Genomic DNA, 13,750 nt, shown 5'->3' with positions numbered 1-13,750 from the left:
ACTCCCGATAGCTCTCTGTGGGGAATTTCATGTCTTACCAAGTACTAGCCCGCAAATGGCGTCCAGCTAAATTTGAACAAATGGTCGGCCAATCCCATGTATTAATGGCATTAACCAATGCATTGAGCCAACAACGTTTACATCATGCTTATCTGTTTACTGGTACCCGCGGCGTGGGTAAAACCAGTTTGGCACGTTTGTTTGCTAAAGGTCTTAATTGTGAAACAGGCGTTACTGCTACGCCGTGCGGTGAATGCTCTAGTTGTATTGAAATTGCCCAAGGCCGATTTGTTGATTTAATTGAAGTCGATGCCGCTTCCCGCACCAAAGTTGATGATACTCGCGAACTTCTCGACAATGTACAGTATCGCCCATCCCGTGGTCGTTTTAAGGTGTACTTAATTGATGAAGTACACATGTTGTCGCGTAGTAGTTTTAATGCACTCCTAAAGACCTTAGAAGAGCCTCCTGAGCACGTTAAGTTTTTATTAGCGACAACCGATCCGCACAAACTGCCGGTTACTGTGCTATCTCGTTGTTTACAGTTCAATTTGAAAAGTTTATCGCAGGACGAAATTAGCAAGCAACTTGAGTATGTTATCACTCAAGAAAAGTTACCATTTGAGTCGCAAGCACTGAGTTTATTAGCCAAAGCGGCCAATGGCAGTATGCGTGATGCGCTCAGTTTAACGGATCAAGCCATAGCATTTGGCAGTGGCCAAGTGATGCTTACACAAGTGCAAACCATGTTGGGCAGTATTGATGAGCAACATGTGCTCGCGTTATTAAAAGCCTTGTGTGATGCCGATGTTGGGCCATTAATGCAAACCGTGGCAAAAGTATTGGCATTTGGCGCAGATGCCGAAGAAGTACTACGCAGCTTATTAGAATTATTACATCAAATCACCTTAACTCAATTTGCCCCAGCCGCAGCACAACAATCGCTGTTTAGTGAGCAAATTGTGGCATTCGCGCAGCAATTAGCGCCTGAACAAGTACAGCTTTATTACCAAATGCTGCTTAACGGCCGTAAAGATTTACCCTTTGCTCCCGATCCTAAATCGGGCTTGGAAATGGCACTGCTTCGTGCGGTAGCCTTTACGCCCGAGAAACAAGTAAAACGTTGGGTAACAACGACACCAGCTAATATTGATTTAAGCGTTATCGATCACGCATCAACTTCAACACAAGAGGTCATTGAAACAGGCCCAAAGCCTGATGCTCTGCCTCAAGCGCATTATGGTTTAACGACAGCAGCAACCGCTATTCAGGCTGAAGTGTTGCCGACTGCCGAAGTTGAAGATGCTGATCCTCTCGACGATATCGCTGTTGAGCCTTCGTTGGTGGCTGAGCAAGCTTTATTGTTGGACCAAGCACAAAGCTTAGGGTTTGATTCATTGCCGCTAGAAAGTGTCGATATGCACACTGACCAGCTTGTTAATGATGATGCCGACAATGATGCCGAAGTTGACGTTGTTAATGCAACTTCATCTGATAATGTTGTTCATAGCGCAGATGCTGAAGCAACGGATGAATCCAGTACTAAAAATGTGATAAGCGATGTTATCGAGTCTGAAGAATTTGCAGAGCAACCTGCATTGGCGCCAAGTACGGCAGACACCAATTCAGTAGAAAATAGCCAATCGAGTGATAGTGCAGATAACAGCTCACTTGATGCCTATTCCTTTATGGATTATGACGAAGCAGACGATCCGTCAATGGAATATCAACCCTCGGATCATGACGAATATGTTGCGTTTTCGGTTTCAAACGAGATAACTGAAGCTAACAATGTTACTGAAGCTTCGGAGTCGATGTCTAAACCGAAAACGGTTAATCATCTCGCTGACGATAACAGCGATTTGATGAGTGATGATGCACGTCAAAACCTCGCGAGTGCAGATGATAACTTAGACGACTTTTTAGATGAAGTGCTAGCCAGCCGAGATTCTCTCATTGCAGATGTTGGCGCATTACAGCAACAAGAAGAACTTGCCAAAAAAGAGTCGACAAAAACAATCAGTTCTAGAGTGAGCAAAGCGGCTGCTGCATCAACATCACCAACGGCCGCTACTGAGCCTTCAGGTTCTGATAAGTCAGAACCTGCACCTAAGGCCAGCGAAGCGTCAACGGCAACACTCAGCGGAACAGACAAGTCTCAAGTTGTGACAGATTATGATAGGCCACCTTGGGTCGCGCCCAAAGAAGGTGAGAACGTTAATGCGTTTGCAGATACTAATCAAGAGACTAAACCAGCAGTTGAAACAACACTTCAACCATCGAATTCTGTCAGTCAGCAAGCCGGTCATCAACATCAAAAACCAGCCAGCACACAATCACTTGCTGCCGATTCACAAAACATTAATGCAGAGCCGGTGATTCAATCTAATGTGCTTGCCAAATTTGAAGCACACAGCATTCAAGGCGATGAAGTTGATTTACATTGGTATAAAATAATGACTAATGTGTCTGTTGGCGGGAGAGTTAGGCAATTAGGGGTGAACTCCGTGTGCCCAACAATGTCAAATCCAATAGTATTAGTGTTAAAACCAGACCAGAAACATTTGTCTGCGCAAACTGCTATCGATCAATTACAAGTGGCATTATCTGAGTATCTTGAGCGACCAACTGAAGTTGAAATCCAGATTGGTGTGGTGCAAAAACGAGAAACACCGCTTGAGTTACGCAAACGCTTTCATCGGGAGCTCATTGTGCAAGCGCAACAATCTATTTTGCTTGATGACAACGTTCAGTGGATGATCCAACACTTATCGGCTCAGTTAGACAGTGACACGATTGAATATCCATCGGAGCAGCTAGGGCAAATAGCGCAGGATATTGCACTAATCAACGCTTCATAAGTACACAAATAGGGTGGTTTTACAGAAAATGAATATATCTTCATCTCAAAAATGTATCTGTAATATTGCCAATCGATTTTATTTCAGTAAGATTGTCGCCATTATGACGACTTGCTAACAACCTTAATTAGAGAGAGACGACTATGTTTGGTGGAAAAGGCGGTATGGGCAATTTAATGAAACAAGCCCAAATGATGCAAGACAAAATGGCTAAAGTGCAGGAAGAAATTGCGCGCACAGAAATGACGGGTGAAGCGGGTGCTGGCTTGGTTAAAGTAACCATGACAGGTAACCACAATGTGCGTAAAGTTGAAATTGATCCAAGTTTGATGGAAGACGATAAAGAGATGTTAGAAGATCTTATCGCCGCAGCGTGTAATGACGCAGCCCGTCGTATTGAAGAAAATCAAAAGACTAAAATGGCCGAAGTGACTGGTGGTATGCAATTACCTCCAGGAATGAAAATGCCGTTTTAATCGTGCCGTGAATCAATAAAAAAGCTCAAGCATTAATGCTTGAGCTTTTTTATTTCCAGCCTTAAACCGCTTTCATCGCAGCTTGTTGGTCAATAATCACATAGCCTTGTGCTTGGTAATCATTAATGCATTGCTGAAACTTATTTTCAAGTTTAACTTTATCAAAAAAGCCTAAAGCATAAGAGTCGCATTTCACTTTCATTTTTTGATCATTAATCAATAGAGTTTCTTTTTTCAATTCAGCGAAACCTAATGAGTATGCGATTTCAACAAATTTGAAGTTGATAAAGTAACCTAGTACGACAGCAACAATAATGATGATGATTTTTTTCACAATAAAGTCCTTAATATTATTCTATATATCCATGAGTAATTCATCTAGTTATAGCAACTGGCATGCCAAAATAAAAAATATTTGTAATCAATGAGTTATTTATATTTTATTCTGTAACTTAGCCATTTTACTTATTAAGTAATGATCTTGACCAGCCTAAATTGACAATGTAGATAACCTCTCTTGTGCAGATTCATGCCGCCATATACTCAATGTAAAGTATTTAAACATTCACTCAAAGTAAAAAAAAGTTAAGTATTGATACTTACCTTTAGATAAAACAGTGATAAATGGTTTAGCAAGTGGCGTAAGTGTGTTATTTTGAGCGCTTTTTTCGATTAGATGACAGAAGGTAAGTCAATGTTTGTTGGATTTGATTACGGCAGTGCCAACTGTGCGATTGGGGTAATGATTGATGATGCGGTATCGTTATTACCATTATCAACTCATTCGGATTTTATGCCTTCAACGTTATACGCAATGGATCGCGAGCTTATTGCCGAGGCGGTATACCAAGGATTACCAGAACACTTAAAAGCAGAGTACTCTCATTTGCGCAGTTCTCAGTTAATGCGTGCAAAACTAATGCGTCATGAGCTTGATCTGTCGCCCAATGAACAAGCTGTGTTTGTTGGCCAAGCTGCGATAGATGCTTATTTAGACATGCCTGAAGAAGGTTTTTATGTCCGCTCTCCAAAGTCTTTTTTAGGTGCCAACGGATTACGTGTTGAACAAATAGCCTTATTTGAAGACATTGTCACCTTGATGATGCAACATGTGAAAACGTTAGCTGACAAAGCGTTAAACGCGAAATCGCTTAGCTCGGCCAGTCATGCGGTGATAGGCCGACCAGTTAATTTCCAAGGCATAGGTGGCGAAGACAGTAATCAACAAGCTGAAACCATTTTACGCCTTGCGGCAACTCGCTCAGGCTTTACCGATGTTAGGTTTTTATTTGAACCCTTAGCCGCAGGTATGGATTTTGAGTCAAACCTAAGCGATGACAATACCGTGTTAGTAGTCGATGTTGGCGGCGGTACGACAGATTGTTCAGTGGTGAAAATGGGGCCGTCTTACATTAAACAACAAGACCGCAGCCCAGACTGTTTTGGGCATTCAGGTCAACGGATTGGTGGTAACGATTTAGATATTGCGTTAGCGATGACTGGGTTGATGCCAAGTTTTGGTGCCGATACGTTAATGATTAACGGTAAACCTATGCCAAGAACGCCTTTTTGGAACGCGGTGGCCGTCAATGATATTAGTGCCCAACGTGACTTTGTTAGTTTACCCTCTCGTAAGTTAGTTGAGCAGCTAATCAAAGAAGCGCAGCAGCCTGAACTATTAGTTCGTTTACAAAAAGTACAAAAGAACCAAATGAGTTATCAAGTGGTACGCCAAGCTGAAGCGGCGAAAATCAGTTTGTCCGACAATGACACCATTCAATGTTCGTTAGATTTTATTGAAAAGGGGCTGTTAGTCCCGTTAACCGCAGCACAGTTTGAGCAAGCCATTAACGATCCTTTAGCGAAAGTTGAAGCGTTAATGAAACAAGCAATGCAAACGGCTATAGCTAAAGCAGAGCAACAAGATTGTGATATGCCAACCACTCCTGATATTGTGTATGTAACAGGCGGTACTGTAAGAAGCCCGGCAATATACAATAAAATCGCTAGCGTGTACCCCAATGCCAAAGTGGTGGTGGGTGACCATTTTGGTTCGGTAACTGCAGGCTTAACCCGTTGTGCTCAAAGTGCCTTTAACTAAAAAAATTACACTTAGCTCGTAAAGGGTGGTGATTATGTTAAAAGCTGATCTTTATACTAATGGTTGATCATTAAAATAATCATAGAATAATAACAAGCTTGCTTTGCCAGCCACAATTATGGTCAATTAATTTGATTATCATGCTAACCATAATAAAGGAAATGTTAGCTATTTTGGTTAGCTGTGGCGTTCTGTGGTCGTGACAACGTCAATGTGGACTTATTGTTTATTCTAGGCTTATCTTTAATAGTTTGCTTGTAATGACATAACTCATGATTTCTATCTCAGTCTATTGTGATTATATAATCTCATAATATTACAAGGTGTTACCGATGAAAAAAATACTAATAGCGCTATGTTTAACGACACTTGTTACAGCTTGTTCTGACAACGAAGTCGGTGATGTTTCACTCGGAATGTTTACTACACAAGACATAAAGCTGAATATTTTAAAAGATGAAATTGTATCTGGTGTCACTTGTCACATCGCCTCAATAGAAGAAAATCTCAGTTTTTCTGACCCAAGTGATAGTTCTATCTCTTGCAGACAAACGGGTGAGATCACTACTGATATGATTGCTAAAATAGATAAGAGTAAATCAGGTGAGGTTGTGTTTAAAAAATCAAAAAGTATTTTTTTCAAAACCATGAAAATTAGAAGAATATTTGATGCTGAAAATCAAACTCTAATGTATGTTTCTTACTCTACCAAAGAAACATCGGGAAGCTTCAAACACAGCCTTTCGACAGTTCCACTTTGGGGAACCAAGGCTTATATTAAGCCTGCACAGGCCCACTAAGAACAAAGGTCTCTCTTTGGTTCGCGCGTGCTCGTATGCATTTTATACCGTCCCTTTATATGGTGGAGCAAGGGAAAACAAGTCATTCAATTAATTGATTTCACGATGAATCATTAACTGATTAACGACCCGTTAAAAGGATACAAAAATGCCTGTTAGGTTCACTAACAGGCATTTAGAATTCAGCAGATTAAATGAATACGTTAATTAACATTCGACGATGTTCACCGCAAGACCACCTTTTGCGGTTTCTTTGTATTTACTGCGCATGTCTCTACCGGTTTCCATCATCGTTTTAATGACTTTATCCAATGACACTTTGTGATTACCATCACCGCGAAGTGCCATGCGTGAAGCATTAATCGCTTTTACTGCCCCCATAGCATTACGTTCAATACAAGGCACTTGTACTAGGCCGCCAACTGGATCGCAGGTTAAACCTAAGTTATGTTCCATGCCAATTTCAGCGGCATTCTCAACCTGTTCTACGGTTCCGCCCATAATTTCAGTTAACGCACCGGCTGCCATTGAACAGGCTACGCCCACTTCGCCTTGGCAACCCACTTCAGCGCCAGAAATCGAGGCATTTTTCTTGTACAAAATACCAATGGCAGCAGCGGTTAACAGATAGCGGCTGCACACATCGATATCGACTTCTTGCACAAACATATCGTAGTAACACAATACTGCCGGGATAATCCCTGCGGCGCCGTTTGTTGGGGCAGTTACAACGCGATCGCCTGCTGCATTTTGTTCATTAACCGATAAAGCAAATAAATCAACCCAGTCCATAGCGGTCAATGGGTCTGTGTTATTTCTCCCTTCCGCTTTTAAGCGGCGGTAGAGCGCTGGGGCACGTCGGCGTAATTTTAAACCGCCTGGCAATATGCCTTCCTTTTGATAACCGCGTTCAACGCAGTTTTTCATGGTTTGCCAAATTTTCCACAAACCTTGTTTGATCTCATCTTCACTGGCAATGCTAAGCTCATTAGCCATCATTAATGATGAAATGCTTAAGCCGTTGTCGCAGCACAATTGCAGTAATTGCAGTGCACTGTTGAAGTCATAAGGTGCTTGTTCAATTGGCGTTGCTGGAGAAGCATTACGTTGAGTTATTTCATCTTCATCAAGAATAAACCCACCACCAACCGAATAATAGGTACGCTGGTATATGCATTCGCCTTTAGATAATGCGTATAAGGTCATGGCATTAGCATGTGCCGGCAAGGTTTTGCGTCTATGGTAAGTTACCCCAGACTCGCGAGTAAATTTAACCTGACGTCCGTCTGCTAAGGTGAGTTTTTGAGTCGTAGACACTGCGTCTAAAATGGCATCAATCCCATCGGTATCTACGGTTTCTGGGTCTTCACCCATTAGCCCTAAAATGACCGCTTTACCGGTACCATGGCCTTTGCCTGTTTGACCTAAAGATCCAAATAATTCTGTTTGTAACTCGTCGGTATCCGCTAATAAATTATTATCAGCGACATGCTGTATAAAAGTTTTACCTGCCTTCATAGGACCCACTGTATGTGAGCTAGATGGACCGATACCAATTTTGAACATGTCAAATACACTAATCATGTTGTTTAACCCTTGCTGAGTCGTTTATTGTTTTCATTATAAGTGAGTATAATCGTCAAAAGTAATGTTGGCGGTTTATCTCCTATTCTTGGTAGAGTATCCCACACATTAATCAATGACTGTTCATTAGATTTTTTGATGCATTATTCTCACATTAGCCAGCCTTATACTTGATGCATAATGTGACTTGATTAACCTGACGTGATAGTCAGCTTTATAGATAAGGGAAAGATTTGAGCTATTTAATGATGGATCTTGCAGGTTTAACTGTATCTGCAACAGAAACTGCGCAATTACAGCATCCGCAGGTAGGTGGCATTATATTGTTTAGCCGCAACTGTGAAAATAAAAATCAATTAATTGAATTGGTTAAAAGTGTTCGCAGTATTCGCCCTGAATTATTAATTGCGGTCGATCATGAAGGTGGCCGAGTTCAACGTTTTCGTGAAGGTTTTAGTTTAATACCTGCCATGGGTGATATTTTACCTGCTGCTAAAGGCGATTTAACATTAGCTAAACAATGGGCGAAAGAGTGCGGATTTTTAATGGCTGTTGAGCTGTTAGCGTGTGATATCGATTTAAGTTTTGCACCTGTCTTAGACGTAAATGGTATAAGTGAAGTGATTGGTAAGCGCAGTTTTAGTGCGGTTCCTGATGAAGTCAGTGCATTAGCACAGCAGTTCATCATTGGCATGAATGAGGCCGGTATGGCTGCGGTAGGAAAACATTTTCCTGGCCATGGCAGTGTTGCTGCCGATTCACATATTGCCATGCCAGTTGATCCAAGGACTAAAGATCAAGTGGAAGCTTTTGATATGCAGCCATTTAAGCACTTGATAGGTTCTCAGCAGCTACAAGGCGTGATGCCAGCGCATGTGGTTTATTCAAATATTGACCCTAATCCCGCAGGCTTTTCATCTTACTGGCTACAAACTATTTTACGTCAACAATTAGGTTTTGATGGGGTGATTTTTTCTGACGATTTAGGCATGAAGGGGGCCAGCTTTGCAGGTAACTACCTTGGCCGTGCTAAGGCGGCGTTAGATGCTGGCTGTGATATGATTTTGGTCTGTAATGATCCTGCTGGCGTTAATGCTTTATTAACCGAGTTTGATTGGCCGGCTGCAGAGCCTACACATACCGCATTATCGCTAAAAGGTAATACTTCACAATCCTTGCTGGCTCTTGAACAGCAAACACGTTGGCAAGCTGCTCAGCAATTGGCGATGGACATCACTCGCATTGTTCAATCGTTGTAAATTGTTTAAATAACCACTGCTCGAGTTAAGGGATGTATTAATTCTCCAGAGTTGAGGTTATCGAGTAAATGAGCTATGCCATTAAGCAAAAAACCGGATCAATTGATCCAGTTTTTTAGTATTAAGCTATCGAGCTGTTAACCAGTATAGGGTGCTGGTTGGCTAGTGGTAGCACGCTCGGTTAAATCAATTGGTTTAACATTAGTAGGTTGGGCCATTTTACGAATTTGCATCACGACACCCAGCTGCGGGTGATCAAAGTAGTGGATCTCACCACTTCGCACACGGCGATTCTGAATAAGGGGGATGCTTTCTAAATAAGGTGCTAGTTGCTTTTTACCTTCAATGTCTAGAGCCGCATATTCATTAAACTCTAAAGGACTTGATTCAAGCATCTTTTGAGTCGGTTTACGCAAAGCCAGATTATTTTCAATATACAGGTAATGGCTGAGATAAATGTTTATCGAGCCATCTAACTCCCATACAGGGCCTATTTTTGGCGCTTCATAAAAGTTACCTAAAGCACCAAATTCTGTGCTTGGCATGGCTTCTGTTTGAGTTGGCTTTTTGACAGCTAAACCATGATATTCAAAACTTTTTGAAAAATCCTTTCCGCCAAATATTCGCACAGGCTTAGCGCGTCTGCGCGACTGCATATTTTGTTGCCAGGTTAAATGCACTAGGCTTTTAACATAAGGTTCGCGGCTAATGGTTCTCATTAAGTCATTAAACTTACCCTGGCTTTGAGCCAGCAGTAATGGACCTTGACCTAAATAAGCGGTTTGCGGCTTGTTGGCTCCGATATTAAACGGAACCTCGCTTGGATGAGCCGCGATACTGTTACTGATTTTTGGGTCATTACAGTTACTTGAGCCATTGGTCCAGTCGGTTGAAGTACAACCATTTAAGCCAACGGCTACTCCGGTTATGTCGGTACTGATCACTGGAGTAATGATATCCACCGTGTCTTTACTGAGTTTGGGCGGTGTAGCATTTAGCCATTTTTCAACTGACGGTTGTTGGCGTTCAAATACAAACACTTCAACTTCAAACCATGATTCTGCATGGGCTGAAAAGCTGTGGGATAGCGCTGTGATAGCGGCGATAGAAATCGCAAGTTTACGAAGCACTATTTGTCTCCAAAATTTGATGTTTAGCGAACTGTCCAAGCAGGGTGTTGATTAACTCAAGACGATCTTTGCTTGTCTCAGCAGGAATGTTGAACTTTAACTTATTTGGCCCGTCCATTCGATAGATTTGTGGTTGGTTTTGCAACAAACCAATAATAAACATCGGATCGACGTGATTTTCTTGACCAAATTCGACACTGCCACCCTTGGCATGCATTTCAATTTTATGAATACCTAACGCGGTTGCTTGATGTTTATACAGAGTAATCGCCATCAAATTACGGGTTGGCACAGGTAACATACCAAATCGGTCAATAAATTCGACTTTAAGTTCATCGAGCATGGTGTCGGTTTCGCAGTTAGCGATTCGTTTATACAATGATAAGCGCATATTAACATCACTGACGTAATCTTCTGGTAATAATGCCGGAATGCGTAAATCAATTTCTGCTTTGGCACTCATCATATAGGCTAAAGAAGGCTCTTTTCCTTCTTTGAGGGCTTTTACGGCAGATTCCAGCATTTCCATGTATAAGCTAAAACCAATTTTTGAGATATGGCCGCTTTGTTCGTCGCCCAGCAATTCACCCGCACCGCGAATTTCTAAATCCTGAGTGGCGAGTAAAAAACCTGCGCCAAGATCTTCTAGGGCTTCAATGGCTGCAAGACGCTTACGGGCATCTGGGGTCATGCGTTTAGGATGTGGCGTCATCATATAAGCATAGGCTTGATGATGCGATCGGCCAACACGGCCGCGAAGCTGGTGCAATTGTGCTAAACCAAACATATCGGCTCGGTCGATAATGATGGTATTGGCACTAGGCACATCGATACCGGTTTCGATAATGGTAGTACATACCAACACGTTAAAACGTTGGTGATAAAAGTCTGACATGACTTTTTCAAGATCGCGTTCACGCATTTGCCCATGGGCGGTTATGACGCGGGCTTCTGGCAGTAAATCGCGAATGTTTTGCGCCGTTTTTTCAATGGTCTCAACATTATTATGCAGATAATACACTTGGCCACCACGCAAAATTTCACGCAAGATGGCTTCTCGTGCCGTGGCTTTGTCATATTCACGCACAAAGGTTTTTACTGCCAAACGTTTAGCTGGAGGGGTAGCGATAATCGATAAATCTCGCATACCTGACATAGCCATGTTCAATGTCCGCGGAATCGGTGTGGCGGTGAGGGTTAAAATGTCGACATTGGCACGTAATGCTTTAATTTTTTCTTTTTGACGCACACCAAAGCGGTGTTCTTCGTCGATGACTAATAACCCGAGGTTATCGAAGTTAGCTTCTGAAGACAGTAACTTATGGGTACCGATAACGATATCGACTTTACCTTCAGACAGTTGTTCGACAACACTGCTTTGCTCTTTAGCGGTTCTAAAGCGTGACATCACTTCAATAACGATAGGCCAATCAGCAAAACGGTCTTTAAAGTTTTCGTAGTGTTGCTGGGCAAGTAGGGTAGTCGGTACTAACACCACCACTTGTTTACCGGCATTCACAGCAACAAATGCTGCTCGCATAGCCACTTCTGTTTTGCCAAAACCCACGTCACCACAGACTAAACGATCCATTGCGCGTGGTGCTTGCATGTCTTCAAGTACTGCGTGAATGGCACTTTCTTGGTCGACGGTTTCTTCAAAGGGGAAACCTTGACTGAATTGGGCGTATTCTTCTTCATCAATACTCATCGCATCGCCAGGGCGAGCTTGACGACGGGCATAGACATCCAACAATTCAGCGGCCACATCACGAATACGTTCGATGGCTTTTTTCTTGGCCTTAGCCCAGGTTTCGTTACCTAACTTATTGAGGTGAGTATTACCATCGCCGCTGGCATTGTAGCGACTGATAAGATGCAGTGACGACACTGGCACATACAACTTGTCACCACCTGAATATTCCAGTTTTAAGTATTCTGCAACCAAACCGCCAGTATCGAGCGTTTCTAATCCTTGGTATAACGCAACACCGTGCTCTAAGTGGACAATAGGTTGACCGACTTTAAGTTCAGCTAGGTTTTTAACTAAAACATCGGTGCTAACTTGCTTTTGCTTTTCGCGGCGACGTTGCTGCGAAATACGCTGACCAAACAGTTCGGTTTCACAAATGATGCTCACTGCACCTTTTGCCGTGTCGGTTAGCACACAACCTCGCGCTAAAGGTGACACGATTAAACCGATATTGTCTTTGGCTGCTAGATAGTCGTTAAGATGAGCAAACTGCTTGGGTTTAATGTCAATTTTGGCAAATAAGTCTAACAGGGCTTCGCGGCGGCCTTCCGATTCGGCACTAAACACTAATTTTGGATGCTGCTGACAATACTCTTGTAACGCAATGAGTGGTTGTTTGAGTTTATGGTTAGCATTGATGTCAGGCAGTGTTTCAACGTTAGCGATGAGGGTATGCGTTGGTAGTGCAACTTCAGCTAGCGGCTCGCCGGCATTATTGGTGTCGGTGGCAATATATTGCTGTAATAATTGGGTACGAGTAAAAGATTTAAATGCCGCGAATAATTCATCATTAAGCAAGTAAAGTTCTTTTGGCGCCAATAACGGCCTTAGTGGATCAACTCGTCGGTCTTCGTAGCGAACGTTTACTTCATGTAAGTGCGCTAAGCTGGCTTTTTCAATATTGCCTAAGGTGATGAGTTGACTGTTTTGCGGTAAATAATCAAACAATGTTGCCGTATCATCGAAAAACAACGGTAAGTAGTTTTCGATGCCTGCGGGCATTAAATTACGGCTAACGAGTTGATAAACTGACTCGGCTTCTTTTGAAATTACTTCAAAGCGACGACGATAACGTTGTCTAAAACCTTCAATAGCATGGTTGTCGGTTGGGAATTCTTTGGCTGGCAGCATACGAATCGCATCGCGAGCCATGCCTGAACGCTGAGTGTCAACATCAAAAAAGCGTATCGATTCGACTTCATCGTCAAACAACTCTATGCGTAATGGTTGTTTTGAGCCAGTAGGGAAAATATCGATAATAGAGCCACGAATAGCAAACTCACCATGTTCATATACTTGATCGACGATATGGTAACCGGTATCAGTAAGGTGTTGCCTGGCTTGCTGTAAACTGTATGTGTCGCCTTTATTAAGCACCATAACATTGGCGGTCATAAACGATTTAGGTGGTAGGCGAACCATTAAGGTATTTACTGGTACTATGACCACATTGTGCTGGCTTTGACCAATATTGGCTAAGGTTTCAAGTCGCTGCGATATCAAGTCTTGGTGCGGCGAAAAGCTATCGTAAGGCAAGGTTTCACGATCGGGGAACAAACACACATTCACATTGATATGGTTTAATAAATAACTCAGTTCGACCTCAAGCGATAACGCACTAGGCGTATCGTGAGTGACAATAATACTGGTGCCAGCATGGTTATTGATTAAATTGGCGAGGGTGATGGCTTGCGACACGCCACCCAATGTTGCCAAAGTTTGCGTTTGTTGGCCTTTTTTTACACTCGGCGGCGTGAGTACACTAAATAGGTTCATTGAAATCTTTGTC

9 protein-coding genes are annotated in these 13,750 nt (G+C 42.4%); 5 read left to right on the top strand and 4 right to left on the bottom strand.

What is annotated here, in order from left to right; translation table 11 throughout:
* The first annotated feature begins 29 nt into the window (after nt 1-29).
* Nucleotides 30-2,861: a DNA polymerase III subunit gamma/tau gene (gene dnaX, locus EGC86_RS12325; RefSeq protein WP_123777754.1), complete on the top strand. Its 2,832-nt coding sequence runs from the start codon at nt 30-32 to the stop codon at nt 2,859-2,861.
* A 143-nt stretch (nt 2,862-3,004) separates the two neighbouring features.
* Nucleotides 3,005-3,337 carry a YbaB/EbfC family nucleoid-associated protein gene (locus EGC86_RS12320; protein WP_011637860.1) on the top strand — a complete coding sequence of 111 codons (333 nt, stop codon included), beginning with the start codon at nt 3,005-3,007 and terminating at the stop codon, nt 3,335-3,337.
* A 61-nt stretch (nt 3,338-3,398) separates the two neighbouring features.
* On the opposite strand, the gene EGC86_RS12315 is transcribed toward EGC86_RS12320, so the two are convergent.
* Nucleotides 3,399-3,671, bottom strand: a complete 273-nt coding sequence (locus EGC86_RS12315) for a hypothetical protein (RefSeq protein WP_123777753.1) — start codon at nt 3,669-3,671, stop codon at nt 3,399-3,401.
* A 360-nt stretch (nt 3,672-4,031) separates the two neighbouring features.
* Here EGC86_RS12315 and yegD point away from each other — a divergent pair, with 360 nt between their 5' ends.
* On the top strand, nt 4,032-5,438 hold the full coding sequence (gene yegD, locus EGC86_RS12310; RefSeq protein ID WP_123777752.1) for a molecular chaperone: 1,407 nt from the start codon (nt 4,032-4,034) through the stop codon (nt 5,436-5,438).
* A 332-nt stretch (nt 5,439-5,770) separates the two neighbouring features.
* The gene (locus tag EGC86_RS12305; protein WP_011637857.1) at nt 5,771-6,238 is read left to right on the top strand and encodes a CreA family protein; all 468 of its coding nucleotides are present in this window, start codon (nt 5,771-5,773) and stop codon (nt 6,236-6,238) included.
* Nucleotides 6,239-6,445: 207 nt separating this feature from the next.
* Here the strand turns inward: EGC86_RS12305 and EGC86_RS12300 are convergent, their stop codons facing one another.
* Nucleotides 6,446-7,822: an L-serine ammonia-lyase gene (locus tag EGC86_RS12300; protein WP_059746214.1), complete on the bottom strand. Its 1,377-nt coding sequence runs from the start codon at nt 7,820-7,822 to the stop codon at nt 6,446-6,448.
* 233 nt (nt 7,823-8,055) lie between these two features.
* On the opposite strand from EGC86_RS12300, the gene nagZ reads away from it, so the two are divergent.
* On the top strand, nt 8,056-9,081 hold the full coding sequence (gene nagZ / locus EGC86_RS12295; protein WP_123777751.1) for a beta-N-acetylhexosaminidase: 1,026 nt from the start codon (nt 8,056-8,058) through the stop codon (nt 9,079-9,081).
* 137 nt (nt 9,082-9,218) lie between these two features.
* On the opposite strand, the gene EGC86_RS12290 is transcribed toward nagZ, so the two are convergent.
* Together EGC86_RS12290 and mfd are read right to left on the bottom strand one after the other, a co-directional pair.
* Nucleotides 9,219-10,211: a peptidoglycan binding protein CsiV gene (locus EGC86_RS12290; RefSeq protein ID WP_102036627.1), complete on the bottom strand. Its 993-nt coding sequence runs from the start codon at nt 10,209-10,211 to the stop codon at nt 9,219-9,221.
* Nucleotides 10,201-13,737: a transcription-repair coupling factor gene (gene mfd / locus EGC86_RS12285; protein WP_123777750.1), complete on the bottom strand. Its 3,537-nt coding sequence runs from the start codon at nt 13,735-13,737 to the stop codon at nt 10,201-10,203. The genes EGC86_RS12290 and mfd overlap by 11 nt, the downstream gene beginning before the upstream one ends.
* Nucleotides 13,738-13,750: the final 13 nt, after the last annotated feature.

This window comes from Shewanella frigidimarina, from assembly GCF_003797125.1.
Classification (GTDB): domain Bacteria; phylum Pseudomonadota; class Gammaproteobacteria; order Enterobacterales; family Shewanellaceae; genus Shewanella; species Shewanella frigidimarina.
This window is presented reverse-complemented; position numbering and strand designations above follow the sequence as displayed.